15 protein-coding genes are annotated in these 13,609 nt (G+C 69.1%); 5 read left to right on the forward strand and 10 right to left on the reverse strand.

Features of this window, described 5'->3' with window-relative positions:
- Nucleotides 1–52: 52 nt before the first annotated feature.
- On the forward strand, nt 53–1,315 hold the full coding sequence (gene purD, locus KCI33_RS08985) for a phosphoribosylamine--glycine ligase (RefSeq protein WP_212524450.1): 1,263 nt from the start codon (nt 53–55) through the stop codon (nt 1,313–1,315).
- 77 nt (nt 1,316–1,392) lie between these two features.
- On the opposite strand, the gene KCI33_RS08990 is transcribed toward purD, so the two are convergent.
- Together KCI33_RS08990 and KCI33_RS08995 are read right to left on the reverse strand one after the other, a co-directional pair.
- Nucleotides 1,393–2,094, reverse strand: a complete 702-nt coding sequence (locus KCI33_RS08990) for a VCBS repeat-containing protein (protein ID WP_212524451.1) — start codon at nt 2,092–2,094, stop codon at nt 1,393–1,395.
- A complete protein-coding gene (locus tag KCI33_RS08995; protein WP_212524452.1) occupies nt 2,094–2,417 on the reverse strand; it encodes a 2Fe-2S iron-sulfur cluster-binding protein in 324 nt (107 codons plus the stop codon). Before KCI33_RS08995 ends, KCI33_RS08990 begins: the two co-directional genes overlap by 1 nt.
- A gap of 114 nt (nt 2,418–2,531) precedes the next feature.
- On the opposite strand from KCI33_RS08995, the gene KCI33_RS09000 reads away from it, so the two are divergent.
- Both KCI33_RS09000 and KCI33_RS09005 read left to right on the forward strand, forming a co-directional pair.
- Complete coding sequence (locus tag KCI33_RS09000; RefSeq protein WP_212524453.1) at nt 2,532–2,888, forward strand: OB-fold nucleic acid binding domain-containing protein; 357 nt, start codon at nt 2,532–2,534, stop codon at nt 2,886–2,888.
- Between the two features lie 69 nt (nt 2,889–2,957).
- On the forward strand, nt 2,958–3,500 hold the full coding sequence (locus tag KCI33_RS09005) for a peptidoglycan-binding domain-containing protein (RefSeq protein ID WP_212524454.1): 543 nt from the start codon (nt 2,958–2,960) through the stop codon (nt 3,498–3,500).
- Between the two features lie 114 nt (nt 3,501–3,614).
- On the opposite strand, the gene KCI33_RS09010 is transcribed toward KCI33_RS09005, so the two are convergent.
- From KCI33_RS09010 to rpiA, 7 genes are all read right to left on the reverse strand, one after another.
- Nucleotides 3,615–4,010 (reverse strand): hypothetical protein, encoded by a 396-nt coding sequence (locus KCI33_RS09010; RefSeq protein ID WP_212524455.1) that lies wholly within the window; start codon nt 4,008–4,010, stop codon nt 3,615–3,617.
- Between the two features lie 290 nt (nt 4,011–4,300).
- Nucleotides 4,301–5,710, reverse strand: coding sequence for a DegQ family serine endoprotease (locus KCI33_RS09015; protein WP_212524561.1), 1,410 nt, complete (start codon nt 5,708–5,710; stop codon nt 4,301–4,303).
- 216 nt (nt 5,711–5,926) lie between these two features.
- Entirely contained in the window at nt 5,927–6,124 is a 198-nt protein-coding gene (locus KCI33_RS09020; protein WP_212524456.1) for a DUF2065 family protein, read from the reverse strand.
- A complete protein-coding gene (locus KCI33_RS09025; RefSeq protein WP_212524457.1) occupies nt 6,121–6,990 on the reverse strand; it encodes an SPFH domain-containing protein in 870 nt (289 codons plus the stop codon). The genes KCI33_RS09020 and KCI33_RS09025 overlap by 4 nt, the downstream gene beginning before the upstream one ends.
- A gap of 3 nt (nt 6,991–6,993) precedes the next feature.
- Entirely contained in the window at nt 6,994–8,133 is a 1,140-nt protein-coding gene (gene hflK, locus KCI33_RS09030; RefSeq protein WP_212524458.1) for an FtsH protease activity modulator HflK, read from the reverse strand.
- A 71-nt stretch (nt 8,134–8,204) separates the two neighbouring features.
- Nucleotides 8,205–9,563, reverse strand: coding sequence for a glutathione-disulfide reductase (gor, locus tag KCI33_RS09035; protein WP_212524459.1), 1,359 nt, complete (start codon nt 9,561–9,563; stop codon nt 8,205–8,207).
- A 9-nt stretch (nt 9,564–9,572) separates the two neighbouring features.
- Nucleotides 9,573–10,355 (reverse strand): ribose-5-phosphate isomerase RpiA, encoded by a 783-nt coding sequence (rpiA, locus tag KCI33_RS09040; protein WP_212524460.1) that lies wholly within the window; start codon nt 10,353–10,355, stop codon nt 9,573–9,575.
- 196 nt (nt 10,356–10,551) lie between these two features.
- Between rpiA and KCI33_RS09045 the strand changes: the two genes are divergently transcribed.
- Both KCI33_RS09045 and KCI33_RS09050 read left to right on the forward strand, forming a co-directional pair.
- Nucleotides 10,552–11,931, forward strand: coding sequence for an L-serine ammonia-lyase (locus KCI33_RS09045; protein ID WP_212524461.1), 1,380 nt, complete (start codon nt 10,552–10,554; stop codon nt 11,929–11,931).
- Between the two features lie 102 nt (nt 11,932–12,033).
- Nucleotides 12,034–12,930, forward strand: coding sequence for a DMT family transporter (locus KCI33_RS09050; RefSeq protein ID WP_212524462.1), 897 nt, complete (start codon nt 12,034–12,036; stop codon nt 12,928–12,930).
- On the opposite strand, the gene KCI33_RS09055 is transcribed toward KCI33_RS09050, so the two are convergent.
- Nucleotides 12,914–13,573, reverse strand: coding sequence for a thiamine diphosphokinase (locus KCI33_RS09055; RefSeq protein ID WP_212524463.1), 660 nt, complete (start codon nt 13,571–13,573; stop codon nt 12,914–12,916). The genes KCI33_RS09050 and KCI33_RS09055 overlap by 17 nt on opposite strands.
- Nucleotides 13,574–13,609 lie beyond the last annotated feature (36 nt).

Here is a 13,609-nt window from a genome sequence, read left to right on the forward strand (position 1 = left end):
ATGTCATGTGCAGCATAGAAGGCGGGCGAACGAAGGTGAAGCGGGGCGACAGATGAACATCCTCATTCTCGGCAGCGGCGGGCGCGAGCACAGCCTGGCCTGGGCGATCAAGCAGAACCCGAAATGCGACCGGCTGATCTGCGCGCCGGGCAATGCCGGCATGGCCGAGATCGCGGAATGCGCGGCGCTGGACATCGAGGATGGCGGCGCGGTGGTCACCTTCGCCGAGGAGAACACCGTCGATTTCGTGGTGATCGGCCCCGAGGCGCCGCTGGCCGCGGGCGTGGCCGACCGGCTGCGCGAGGCGGGCATCCTGTGCTTCGGCCCCTCCCAGGCCGCGGCGCGGCTGGAGGCCTCGAAAGGCTTCACCAAGGAGATCTGCGACGCCTGCGGCGCGCCGACCGCGGGTTATGCGCGCTTTGACAAGGCGGAGGCGGCCAAGGCCCATATCCGCGCACAGGGCGCGCCGATCGTGGTCAAGGCCGACGGGCTGGCGGCCGGCAAGGGCGTGATCGTGGCGATGGACCTGGAGACGGCGCTTGCGGCCATCGACGACATGTTCGGCGGCGAGTTCGGCGCGGCCGGCGCCGAGGTGGTGATCGAGGAATTCATGGAGGGCGAGGAGGCGAGCTTCTTCGTGCTCTGCGATGGCGAGAACGTGCTGCCGGTGGGCACCGCGCAGGACCACAAGCGCGTGGGCGAGGGCGACACCGGGCCGAACACCGGGGGCATGGGCGCCTATTCGCCGGCGCCGGTGATGACCGATGAGGTGACGCGCAAGGCGCTGGAGGAGATCGTGAAGCCCACCGTGGCCGAGATGGCGCGGCGCGGCACGCCCTACCAGGGGGTTCTTTACGCCGGGTTCATGATCAGGGACGGCCAGCCGCGGCTGGTGGAATACAACGTCCGCTTCGGCGACCCCGAATGCCAGGTTCTGATGATGCGGCTGGGCGCGCAGGCGCTGGACCTGCTGCTGGCCTGCGCCGAGGGCAAGCTGGACGAGGCACGGGTGAACTGGGCCGACGACCATGCCATGACCGTGGTGATGGCGGCGAAGGGCTATCCCGGAGCCTATGAGAAGGGCTCGGTCATCGGCGGGCTGGAGGCGCTGCCCGAGGACAGCAGCCACATGGTCTTCCATGCCGGGACCAGGGAAGTGGACGGCAAGATCACCGCCAATGGCGGGCGGGTGCTGAACGTGACCGCGCGCGGGGCGAGCCTGCAGGAGGCACGGGACCGGGTCTATGCGATGATCGGCGGGATCGACTGGCCGGAAGGGTTCTATCGCCGCGATATCGGCTGGCGCGCGCTCTGAGGCCGGCGGGGACGGGGGGCTTTGCCCCCCGTCGCGTGCCGCGACTCCCCCCCAGGATATTTGCGGCCAGAAGAAGATCAGGGTGTGCGGCAGGCAAGCGCGGCCGTCGCGTCTTGCACGCTGTAGGGGCCGATGTCGGTTGCGCTGAGGCGATCCTCGACGAGTGTGACGGCGATCAGGCGCGACCAGTCGGCGCTGGCGGCGATGATCTCGGGGCGCGGGCCGCAGTGGCGCAGGCCGCCGGAGATCACATCCTCGCCGATGCGATGGTTGGTGAGCCCGGCCAGGCTGGCCACCGGGTGCAGCGCCCCGTCGCGGAAGCGCCAGACCCGCAGGATCCTGGCCAGGTGCGGGCGGTCGATATAGGCGATCTCGGCATGGCCGTCGCCGTCGAGATCGGCGGCGCCGAGCGGCGCCAGCCAGCGGAAGGCCGTGCCGATATGGGGGGTGGCGGCGATCAGGCCGTCTTCGTCGTAGATGGCCAGCCGGGCGCCCCGGTCGGGGTCGGTTTCGACCACGATGACCTCGGGCGCGCCGTCGTCGTCGAGATCGGCGAGCCGCGGCGCGAGATCCTCGAAGACGCGTGGTTCGGGCAGGGTGATGCGGCGGGTCCGGCCGTTGGCCAAGGTGAATTCCAGCGCGCCGTATTCCACCGCGTCGCCCAGCACGCCATGGGCGTAGCGGGTAGTGGGGGCGGCATAGCGCGCCGCCGTGATCTCGGCCCCCGCAGGGGCGGCCGCGAGCGCGGCGACGAGCACGGCCGCCGCGCGGACCCGCATCAGATCTGCTTTTCGGGCAGGCGCACGATCAGCCCGTCCATGTCCTCGGTGACCTTGATCTGGCAGGTCAGGCGCGAGGTGGCCGGATCGGGCTGCCAGGCGAAATCGAGCATGTCCTCTTCCATCGCCTCTTTCGGGGGGATCCTGTCCACCCAGGCGGGATCGATATAGGCGTGGCAGGTCGAGCAGGCGCAGGCGCCGCCGCAGTCGGCGTCGATTCCGGGCACGTTGTTGTCGCGCGCGCCTTCCATCACGGTCAGTCCCGCGGGCACGTCGATCAGATGTTCGGTACCGTCATGCTCGATATAGGTGATTTTCGCCATTGTCGCCTTGTCTCCGGTCAGTCCTGTTTCCTGCCACATAGGGGAAAGCCGCGGGCATTTCCAGCGCTGCGGGGCGGGCTTGCCCCGGCGCGCAAATGTTCTATCTTTGTTCGCATGATTGCCGCCCCTGCCCCCTCCTGGCCGCACCCGCCCGCGGCGCTGCCCCATGCCCGGCTGGACGAGCCGCCCGCCGGCGCGCGCGTCACCGTGGCCGGGCTGGTGCTGGTGCGCCAGCGGCCGGGCACCGCCAAGGGGGTGATCTTCGTGACGCTGGAGGACGAGACCGGCGTCGCCAATGTGGTGGTCTGGGCCAAGGTCTATGAGCGTTACCGGCGGGCGGTGATCGCGGGGCGGCTGCTGCGGGTCACGGGGCGGCTGCAGCGCGAGGGCGGCGTGGTGCATGTGGTGGCCGAGGTGATCGAGGATATCTCTCAGATGCTGGACGACCTGCTGGAGCCCGGCGCGCGGTGAGGCTTTCGCGGGCGGGCGAAAGCGGGTAAGCTGCGCCGTAACGGGCGTGTCAGACCCGGGTGGGCAGTGATGATCCGAAACCTCTATCTGGGCGGCCTTGCGGGGCTGATGCTGGCAGGCTGCCAGGCCGGAGGCCCCGCGGCCGATGTCAGCCGCCTGAACGAGCGCGCCCCCACCGCCGGCCCCGTCGCCGCGCCGCCCGGCGCCCCCGGGGGCACCTGCTGGGGCCGCGACGAGACCCCGGCGGTGATCGAGACCGTGACCGAGCATGTGCTGGTGAAGCCGGCCGAGCTGGCCGCGGATGGCACCGTCCGCACCCCGGCGACCTACAGGACCGAGACCCGCCAGCAGATCGTGCAGGACCGCCGCGAGCTGTGGTTCGAGACCCCCTGCCCGCCGCAGATGGACGAGGAATTCATCGCCTCGCTGCAGCGGGCGCTGAAGGCGCGCGGCCTCTACCGCGGCGCGGTCACCGGCCGCATGGATCGCGCCACCACGCGCGCCCTGCGGCGCTTCCAGGCGCCGATGGGCATGGACAGCGGGGTGCTGTCGATGGAGGCCGCGCGTCGGCTGGGGCTGGTGGCCTATCCCCGGCCCGAGGCGCGGGGCTGAGCGCACGCAGCGGCCCGGAAATGCCGGCGTCCGCAAATCGTTACGGCCCATCGGGCGGGCGGAGCGGGCGTTGATCGGCCTCACACGAGAGCCACCAAGGCGCCCATTCAACACTCAAATGACGGCCTTTTTCACTTTACTGGCGATTTCATCCAGGGTGGCAAGCAACCGGTTGATCTCTGAGTGCGTGGATGCCAGTTCGGGCCCATACCGGGCAATCAGGTATTCTCGTTTCTCGGACATCCCGACCAGGTGACTGACCGTTCTTTTCCGCAATCTCAACTTGCCTACGACCTCCGGATCCGCCCGCTCGGAAAGATCGTGCAAGTAACTGCGAATTTTCTCCGGCGTCTCGCCCTCATGCCGCAAGAACGCGTTAAGATAGAGTTCGATGGCATGTATGGAACACAGCCTGGCCGGGGCCCGCGAGAGCGGTTCTCCGACACGCGCCCTTTGGAACAAAAGCCCAGCCGCAGCACGATACTCATCAGCAAGCGCGATGATATCCACAATGCTCGCGTTTGAGCCTGGGTATGGGGTGGCGGGCATCTCTTTCAGAGGGAAAAGCGGCAATGAAATGGCGGAAAGTCTCACATTATCCGCTGATGCTGCAATGCTGCCCCTCGAAAATCAATGGTTAACGGCAGCACGACACCCCAGGCATCCGAAGACTTTCCCGACGCCACCACGTTTCCGCTCCGGGCGCAAAACCCGCGCAGCGGCCGGCCTGTGGACGGCCGAAAAGGAAAGGGCCCCCGCCTGGGGGCCCCGACCGGTATCTGCGTGGGCGCGGCGGGCGCTCACTCCTCCAGCGACAGCGCCACGAAGCGCGGCTCGCCCTGGCGGCGGACCAGAAGCAGCAGCGACTTGCGGCCGGCGGCCTTGGCCTCGGAGATGCGGTCCTCGAGATCGGCTATGGCCGTGACCTTCTGCTGCCCGGCCTCGGTGATCACGTCGCCGGCGCGCAGGCCCTTCTCGAAGGCGGCGCTGGTCTCGTCGACGCCGGTCACCACCAGCCCCTCGATGCCGGCGCCCAGTTCCAGTTGCTCGCGCAGCATGTCGGTCAGCGGCGTCAGGGTCAGGCCGAGCATCTCGGTCTCTTGCGGCTCGGGGGCGGTCTCGGGCAGTGCAGGGCCGGTGGCGGCCTCGGCGGTTTCCCGGCGGCCCAGCGTCACCTTCAGGGTCAGGGTCTTGCCGTCGCGGAACACCAGCACGCGCACCGCTTTGCCGACCTCGGAATCGCCCACCACGCGCACCAGTTCGCGGGTGTCGGCCACATCCTTGCCGTCGAAGCTGAGGATCACGTCGCCGGGCTGCATGCCGGCCTCCCTGGCCGGGCCCTCGGGCACGTCCGAGACCATGGCGCCGCGCACCTCGCCCAGGCCGATCGCCTCGGCCATTTCCGGGGTCACGTCCTGGATGCGCACGCCCAGCCAGCCGCGGCGGGTCTCGCCGAATTCCTTGAGCTGGTCGATGACGCGGGTCACCACGCCCGAGGACATGGCGAAGCCGATGCCGATCGAGCCGCCGTTGGGCGACAGGATCGCGGTGTTCACCCCGATCACCTCGCCGGCCATGTTGAACAGCGGCCCGCCCGAGTTGCCCCGGTTGATCGCCGCGTCGGTCTGGATGTAGTCGTCATAGGTGCCCGAAAGCGCGCGGTTGCGCGCCGACACGATGCCGGCCGAAACCGAGAAGCCCTGCCCCAGCGGGTTGCCCATCGCCATCACCCAGTCGCCGACGCGCACGATGTCGCTGTTGCCGAAGGGCACATAGGCCAGCGGCTTGTCGCTTTCGACCTTCAGGAGCGCGATGTCGGTGTTGGGGTCGGTGCCCACCACCTTGGCCTCCAGCACCGCGCCCGAGAAGAACTCGATCTTGATCTCGTCGGCCTTCTCGATGACGTGGTTGTTGGTCACGATGAACCCGTCCTCGGAGATCACGAAGCCTGAGCCCAGCGCCTGGCTGCGGTGCTGGCGCGGCGTGCCGTTGTCGCCGCCCTCGGGGTCCATGAAATCGCGGAAGAAATCCTCGAAGGGGGACCCCTCGGGCACCATCGGCATCGGCCCCGTGGAGACCGCGACCGTGGTCGAGGTGGTGATGTTGACCACCGCCGGGCTGACCTGTTCGGCCAGGTCGGCAAAGCTCTCGGGCATGCTGCGGGCGGGCGCGGCGAGCGCCTGCGCCAGCACGAACACGACCCCGAGCATCAGCGCCCAGAACAGCCGCAACCTGTGCTGCGTCCGGGCCTCGGCGGTGAGGGAAATAGCCTGGGATTTCACTGGAATGCCTCCTGTCTTTCCGGCTGCGCACTGCGGGGCGCGCCCGCAGGCGGTGTCGATACTTCTAGTTAGGGTCTCAACGTCCTGAACTCAAAGCCCGTTTGACACCGTCACGCGGACGTGATGCGCCGCGAGCAAACTGTCTCAGGCCGCGAGCCATCGGGCAAGCCAGATCAGCGCCGCGCCCAGCGCCAGGGCCGACAGACCCAGCGTCCGGCGGGTCTCGGGCGGCAGCCGGCGCAGCAGCTCCAGCGCCTCCTCCAGAATGCGCGAAGGGGCCAGTGCGTACACCAGCCCCTCCACGACAAGCACCAGACCTACGGCCAGGAGCAGATAGCTCACGGCCGGTCGGCCTGCTTGAGATAGTTGAAGAACTCGCTGTCGGGCGAGAGCACCATGGTGGAGTTCCCCTCCAGCAGCGCGCGCTGATAGGCCTCGAGCGAACGGTAGAACTCGAAGAATTCCCGGTCCGAGCCATAGGCCTCGGCGAAGATCCGGTTGCGCTCGGCATCGGATTCGCCTCGGATGATCTCGGACTGGCGCTTGGCGTCGGACACCAGCTCGACCACGGTGCGGTCGGCCTGGGCGCGCACGCGCTGCGCGGCCTCTTCGCCGCGGGCGATCTCGTCGGCGGCCTCGCGCTCGCGCTCGGCGCGCATCCGCGCGAAGGTCGCCTCGAGGTTCTGCACCGGCAGGTCGGTGCGCTTGAGTCGCACGTCCACGACCTCCAGGCCCAGCGCGCGGGCCTCCGCGATGGCGGCGCTGCGGATGCGCAGCGTCAGCGCCGCGCGGTCCGAGCTGAGGATGTCCGCCGAACTGACCGAGCCCAGAACCTCGCGCGTCTCGGCGCGCAGGATGCGGTCCAGCCGGTCCTCGGCGGCGCGGATGCCGCCCACGCCCACCGCCTCGCGGAACTGGTGCACGTCGGCGATGCGGTAGCGCGCGAAGGCATCGACCACCAGGCGGCGGTCGTCCAGCGGGGTGACCTCCAGCGGGTCGATGTCGCGGCTCAGGATGCGGTCGTCATAGCGCACGATCTCCTGGATCAGCGGGATCTTGAAGGACAGGCCCGGCTCTTCCTTCACGTCCACGACGCGGCCGAATTGCAGGACCAGCGCCTTCTCGCGCTCGTCCACGATGAAGACCGAGGACAGCCCGACGGCCGCCAGGATCGCGATCACGGGCAGGATGAATGTTGCTTTCTTCATGGCTCAGTTCCCCCCCGTGGCGCCTTTGCGCAGCTCGTTGAGCGGCAGATAGGGCACGACGCCCAGGCCGCCCTCGCCGCCCTCGTCGATGATCACCTTGTCGACGCGGCCCAGAACCTGCTCCATCGTCTCCAGATAGAGGCGCTTGCGCGTCACCTCGGGGGCCTTGCGGTATTCCTCAAGGACGGCGGTGAAGCGGCTGGCCTCACCCTGCGCCTCGTTGACGACGCGGGCGCGGTAGCCTTCGGCTTCCTCCAGCACCTGCGCGGCCTCGCCGCGGGCGCCGGCGACGACGCGGTTGGCATAGGCATCGGCCTGTTTCTCAAGCCGGTCGCGCTCCTGCTCGGCGGCCTGCACCTCGCGGAAGCTGTCGATCACCTCGCGCGGCGGGTCGGCCTTGTCGAAGTTCACGCGCACCACATTCATGCCCGAGTCGTAGCTGTCGAGCGTGGACTGGATCAGATCCTTCAGGCGGTCGGCGATCGGGCCACGGTCACGGTTCAGGATCGGCGCCAGCTCCGATTGCGCGATGATCTCGCGCATCGCCGATTCCGACACGGCGCGGATGGTCTGCTGCGGGTCGCGCAGGTTGAACAGGAACTCGGCGGGGTCGTTGATGTTCCACACCACCTGGAAGTCGATATCGACGATATTCTCGTCGCCGGTCAGCATCAGGCCGGCATCGCCGCTGCCGCGGCCGACGCCGATATCCTCGGTCTGTTCGCGGGTCACGGGGATCACCTCGGCGCGGACCAGCGGCCAGGGCGCGAAGTTCAGGCCGGGATTGCCGATGCAGTCGCCGCGGCATTCGCCGAGGAACAGCTCGACCGACTGCTCTTCGGGCCGGACCGTGTAGAACGAGGCCAGGCCCCACAGCACCACGGCCACCAGCCCGCCCAGCACCACCGTGCCGCGGGTGAAGGCCGGGCCGCCGCTGCCGCCGCCGGGGCGGCGCGGCCCACCGGCGCCGCCGCGTCCGCCCATAAGGACGCGCAGCTGCTCCTGCCCCTTTTTCATCAGCTCGTCGATTTCGGGAATCTGCGGCCCCTCGTCGCCAGGCCCGCGCCCGCCGCCAGGGCGCTTGCCTCCGCCGTTGTTGTTCGAACCGCCGCTTCCCCAGGGTCCGCCAGTGTTTCCAGACATCTAGGTTTTCACCCCTTTTCGTCTCTCTTTTTCATGTTCGTCATTCGTAAGTGGTCGCCCCGGCGCGGAAATCAAGCCGTGCGCGTCGGCGACTTCATCGTGACCAGCTCTTCGGCCATGGTCGGGTGCACCGCCACGGTGCGGTCGAAATCCTCTTTCGTGGCGCCCATCTTGATCGCCACGGCGGCCAGCTGGATCAGCTCGCCCGCGTGATCGGCCACGATGTGGCAGCCCAGCACCTTGCGCGTGGCCTGGCTGACGATCAGCTTCATCAGCACCCGGTCGTCGCGCCCGGCGAACAGCGTCTGCATCGGGCGGAAGGCGGCGGAATAGACCTCGATCGGCTCCCGCTCGCGGGCCTGTTCCTCGGTCAGGCCCACCGCGCCCAGCTCGGGCTGGGTGAAGACGGCCGAGGCCACCAGCTCATGGTCGGGGCTGGTCGGGCGGCCGTGGAACACCGTCTCGACGAAGGCCGCGCCCTCGCGGATCGCCACCGGGGTCAGGTTGATGCGGTCGGTCACGTCGCCCACGGCATAGATCGAGGGCACCGAGGTCTGCGAATAGGCGTCGACGATCACCTCGCCGCGCCGGCCCAGCCTCACCCCTGCCTCTTCCAGCCCCAGCCCGTCGCTGTTGGGCACGCGGCCGGTGGCATACATCACCGCATCGTAGCTCGCGTCGTGGCCGGTGGAGGATTTCACCGCAATGCCCTCGGCGGTCTTCTCCATCGAGATCACGTCGGTGCCCACATGCAGGTTCACGCCCCTGTCGCGCATCAGGTCGGCGACATGGCCGCGCGCCTCGTCGTCGAAGCCGCGCAGCACCTGCGCGCCGCGGTAGAACTGCGTCACCTCGACACCCAGCCCGTTCATGATGCAGGCGAACTCGCAGGCGATGAAGCCGCCACCGACGATCAGCAGCCGCTTCGGCAACTGGTCGAGCTTGAACATCTCGTTCGAGGTGATGGCCAGCTCATGGCCGGGAAATTCAGGGACGAAGGGCCGCCCGCCGGTGGCCACCAGGATGTGCTTGGCGGTGAATTCCTCGCCCGTGGAAAGCTTCACCCGATGCGCGTCGCTGAGCGTGGCGCGGGCGGCGTGGATCTCGACGCCGGCCTTTTTCAGGTTGGCGGTGTAGATCCCTTCGAGCCGGGTCAGCTCCGCCTCGAGCTTGCCCTTGAAGATATCCCAGTCGAAGCCGCCGGCCTGCACGCCCCAGCCATAGGCGCGGGCATCCTCGAAAGCGCCGGAATAGCCCGAGGCGAAGACCATCAGCTTCTTCGGCACGCAACCGCGGATCACGCAGGTCCCGCCCATGCGGTATTCCTCGGCCAGGCCCACGCGGGCGCCGGCCTCGGCGGCCGCCAGGCGCGCCGCGCGCACGCCGCCAGAGCCGCCGCCGATCACGAAGAGATCGTAGTCGAAACTCATGTCCTGTCCTTACAGATCGGAAAAGATGTTTTCGCTGCCCAGCAGGTCGATCTTTTCTTCCTCGACCGTGCCGGCGTTGATGTCGCGCACCTCCACCCTTCCGTCGCCGTGCCCGATCACCACCACGTCGCAGATGTCGATGAAGAGCCCGTTCTCAACCACGCCCGGCACCTGGTTCAGCGCCAGCGACAGCTGCCGCGGGTTGCCGATGCGGCCCAGGTGCAGATCGACGATGAAATTGCCCTCGTCGGTAACGAAGGCAGCCTCGCCGTTCATCCGCAGCGTGACCTCGCGGTTCAGCACCTCGAAATTGATCAGCATCTCCTCGATCAGCGCCTTGGTGGTCTGCCAGCCGAAGGGGATCACCTCCACCGGCAGCGGGAAGGCGCCCAGCGTGCTGACCTCCTTGGCGACGTCGGCGATCACGATCATCCGGTCCGAGGCGGTGGCCACGATCTTCTCCTGCAGCAGCGCGCCGCCGCCGCCCTTGATCAGGTTGAGCTCGCCGTCGAACTCATCCGCGCCGTCGATGGTCAGGTCCAGCCATTTCGCCTCGTCGAGCGAGATCACCTCGATCCCGACCTGGCGGGCCAGTTCGGCGGTGCGGGTAGAGGTCGGCACGCCCTGGATCCGCAGCCCGCCGTCGCGGACCATCTCGCCCAGGCAGCGCACCATCCAGGCCGCGGTGGAGCCCGTTCCAAGCCCAACCTTCATGCCGTCCTCGACGAAGCCGACGGCGCGTTTGGCGGCCACGAACTTGGCCTTGTCGATGGGGGAAAGCTCTCCGGTCATGGCATGGTCTCCTGCGTTGCGCCCCGCCGTTATAGGCAAAGCGGGCATGGGCTGCGAGGGTGAATCCGCCCGATCGCCCCGCCCGGCGCCGGGAAATGCGGCGATCCGTCGGATTTCGGTGGCCAAGGGCCGGCGGGATGGTCCAGAAACGGCCCAAACGCCCGCCCGCGCGGCCCTACCCATGAGGCATCCCCGAGTGTTCCTTTCCGTCTTCGACATGTTCAAGGTGGGCATCGGCCCGTCGTCATCGCACACGATGGGGCCGATGGTCGCCGCGGCGCGGTTTCTCGACCTGCTGCGCGCCTCGCCCTTCGAGGCGCAGGGCCTGCGCGCCTCGCTGCACGGCTCGCTGGCCTTCACCGGCGTCGGCCACGCCACCGACCGCGCGACGATACTCGGCCTCGCCGGCTTCGCGCCCGAAACCTACGACCACGACAGGGCCGAGGCCGCGCTGGCCGCGATCCGGGCGGAACACCGCGTCACGCCCCCGGGCCTCGGCGCGCTGAAATTCGACCCCGAAACCGACCTCGTTTTCGACTACGGCCCGCCGCTCGACGGCCATGCCAACGGCATGATCCTGATGGCCACCGATCCGCAGGGCGACGTGCTGCTGCAGGAGACCTATTACTCCATCGGCGGCGGCTTCGTCGTGACCGCGGCCGAGCACCGCGGCGGCGAGAAGGCCGCCGAGGCGCGGTTGCGGCCGATCCCCTACCCGTTCAAATCCGCCGCCGAGATGCTGGAGATGGCCCGCGACAGCGGCAAGACCATCGCCGAGATGAAGCGCGCCAACGAACTGGTCTTCCGCAGTCCGGCGGAACTCGACGCCGGGATCAGGCGGCTGTGGGAGGTGATGGACGCCTGCATCACCCGCGGGCTGGCGGCCGAGGGCACCCTGCCCGGCGGGCTGAAGGTGCGGCGTCGAGCCCGCGCCATCCACGAGGCGCTGCTGGCTGAGCGCGGGATGAACCTCAACGCGCCGCACACGATCAACGACTGGATCAGCACCTATGCCATGGCGGTGAACGAGGAGAACGCCGCCGGCGGCCAGGTGGTGACCGCGCCGACCAACGGCGCGGCGGGCGTGCTGCCCGCCACCGTCCGCTACTGGCTCGACCATGTGCCCGGCGCCACCACGGCCCGCCTGCCCGACCTCTTCCTGACCGCCGCCGCCATCGGCGGGCTGGTCAAGCACAACGCCTCGATCTCCGGCGCCGAGGCCGGCTGCCAGGCCGAGGTCGGCTCGGCCGCCGCCATGGCCGCGGCGGGGCTGACCGCGGTTCTGGGCGGCACGCCCGAGCAGATCGAAAACGCCGCCGAGATCGCGCTGGAGCATCACCTCGGCATGACCTGCGACCCGGTGAAGGGCCTGGTCCAGGTCCCCTGCATCGAGCGCAACGGCCTGGGCGCGATCAAGGCGGTCTCGGCCGCCTCGCTGGCGATGCGCGGCAACGGCTCGCATTTCGTGCCGCTCGACGCCTGCATCGAGACCATGCGCCAGACCGGGCGCGACATGCACGAGCATTACAAGGAAACCGCGCTCGGCGGGCTGGCGGTCAACGTGCCCAATTGCTGACCCCTTCTTCTTGGCCCAAATACTCATCTGCCGACCGGTGCGGGGCGCGGTGACCTCGGGGCGGTGGTTGCCGCCCGCCCCGCGCGCCCCTAACCTGCCGCCATGCGCCCCGACCGCCCCGTTCCCGGCATCGCGCTGATGCTGCTGTTCTGCCTGCTCGCGCCGCTGGCCGATGCCATGGCCAAGCTGATCGGAGACCGTATCGCGCTGCTCAGCCTGGTCACCCTGCGCTTCGCCGCGCAGGTGGCGCTCCTGCTGCCCATCGTCTGGGCCACCGGGCGCGGCCTGCGCCTGCCCGCCCGAGGCTGGCGGCTGAGCCTGATCCGCACATTGCTGCATATCGCCGGCATCGCGCTGATGTTCCTCGCCCTGCGCCACCTGCCCCTGGCCGAGGCCATCGCCATCGCCTATGTCATGCCGTTCCTTCTGCTGCTGCTGGGCCGGCTGGTGCTGGACGAGGAGGTGGGACTCCGCCGCCTCGCCGCCTGCGCGGTGGGCTTCGCCGGCACGCTGATGGTGGTGCAGCCGAACTTCGCCGCGGTCGGCGCGCCGGCGCTGCTGCCGCTGGCGGTCGCGGTGGTCTTCGCGCTGTTCATGCTGGTCACGCGGCAATTGGCGCCCCTGGCCGACCCGATCGAGCTGCAGGCGCTGAACGGGCTGATCGCGCTGTCCCTGCTGCTGCCGGCCGTGGCGCTGGTGACGGCGCTCGACGCCGCGCCCGCCCTGCCGGCGCCGTCCGAGGGGCGGCTCTGGGCGCTTATGGCCGCGCTGGGGCTCCTCGGCACGCTGGCGCATCTGGTGATGACCTGGGCGCTGCGCTTCGCGCCCTCGGCCACGCTGGCGCCGGTGCAATACCTGGAAATCCCCTTCGCCACGCTGATCGGGCTGGCGGTGTTCGGCGATTTCCCCAACGCGCTGGCGCTGGCCGGCATCGCGGTCACCATGAGCGCCGGGCTCTACATCGTGCTGCGCGAGCGCGCCCTCAGCAAAGCGCGCTGATCGCCGCGCCGAGGCCCGCGCGCGGCACGATCACCAGCATCAGAGGCGCCGCCATCGACAGTTCGACCACCCCGCCCTCGACCCGGTTGGAGGTGCCGATGCGCCCGCCCGGCAGAAAATCGATGCCCCTGATCGGCCATTTCAGCCCGCGGCTTTCGCCCCTGACCGGCCCCATCGGGAACAGCGAAAGGCGGCTGCCCGGCTCCAGTTCGATGCGCAGCTCCGGCGGGCAGAGAAAGACGATGTCGCTGCCCCCGATCAGGATGCAGCGGCGGCCGGGAGCGCGGGTGAGCCCGGCCAGCGCGGCCAGCTTGTGATCCAGCCGGGCGCCCAGAAACCCCACCCCCAGCAGCAGCGGCGCCTCGACCAGACGCAGGCATTTGTCGAAATCGGTGGTTTCCTGCTCAGCGATCGGGTGCAGCCGCGCGGCCGGGATCACCCGGCGCGCCTCCTCGCTCAGCGAATCGAAATCCCCGATCACCGCCTCCGGCATCAGCCCCTCGGCCAGCGCCCGGTCGGCGCCGCCGTCGGCCGCCACCAGAAGCGGCGCGTGCGACAGCGCCACCTCCAGATCGCCCGGATCCATCGCGCCCCCGCCGAGGAGGGTAACCATCTCGTTTGTCTGAACAATCAACGAAGTCATGCCGGGATTACTGCGCCATTCCGCAACAGACCACAA

It is taken from the genome of Actibacterium sp. MT2.3-13A (assembly GCF_018139985.1).
Classification (GTDB): domain Bacteria; phylum Pseudomonadota; class Alphaproteobacteria; order Rhodobacterales; family Rhodobacteraceae; genus JAGSOU01.

What these genes read in the sequence shown, in the direction of transcription:
- purD (WP_212524450.1), top strand. Translation starts at nt 53, where the DNA reads ATGAACATCCTCATTCTCGGCAGCGGCGGGCGCGAGCACAGCCTGGCC.
- KCI33_RS08990 (WP_212524451.1), bottom strand. Translation starts at nt 2,094, where the DNA reads ATGCGGGTCCGCGCGGCGGCCGTGCTCGTCGCCGCGCTCGCGGCCGCC.
- KCI33_RS08995 (WP_212524452.1), bottom strand. Translation starts at nt 2,417, where the DNA reads ATGGCGAAAATCACCTATATCGAGCATGACGGTACCGAACATCTGATC.
- KCI33_RS09000 (WP_212524453.1), top strand. Translation starts at nt 2,532, where the DNA reads ATGATTGCCGCCCCTGCCCCCTCCTGGCCGCACCCGCCCGCGGCGCTG.
- KCI33_RS09005 (WP_212524454.1), top strand. Translation starts at nt 2,958, where the DNA reads ATGATCCGAAACCTCTATCTGGGCGGCCTTGCGGGGCTGATGCTGGCA.
- KCI33_RS09015 (WP_212524561.1), bottom strand. Translation starts at nt 5,710, where the DNA reads ATGCTCGGGGTCGTGTTCGTGCTGGCGCAGGCGCTCGCCGCGCCCGCC.
- KCI33_RS09025 (WP_212524457.1), bottom strand. Translation starts at nt 6,990, where the DNA reads ATGAAGAAAGCAACATTCATCCTGCCCGTGATCGCGATCCTGGCGGCC.
- hflK (WP_212524458.1), bottom strand. Translation starts at nt 8,133, where the DNA reads ATGTCTGGAAACACTGGCGGACCCTGGGGAAGCGGCGGTTCGAACAAC.
- gor (WP_212524459.1), bottom strand. Translation starts at nt 9,563, where the DNA reads ATGAGTTTCGACTACGATCTCTTCGTGATCGGCGGCGGCTCTGGCGGC.
- rpiA (WP_212524460.1), bottom strand. Translation starts at nt 10,355, where the DNA reads ATGACCGGAGAGCTTTCCCCCATCGACAAGGCCAAGTTCGTGGCCGCC.
- KCI33_RS09050 (WP_212524462.1), top strand. Translation starts at nt 12,034, where the DNA reads ATGCGCCCCGACCGCCCCGTTCCCGGCATCGCGCTGATGCTGCTGTTC.
- KCI33_RS09055 (WP_212524463.1), bottom strand. Translation starts at nt 13,573, where the DNA reads ATGACTTCGTTGATTGTTCAGACAAACGAGATGGTTACCCTCCTCGGC.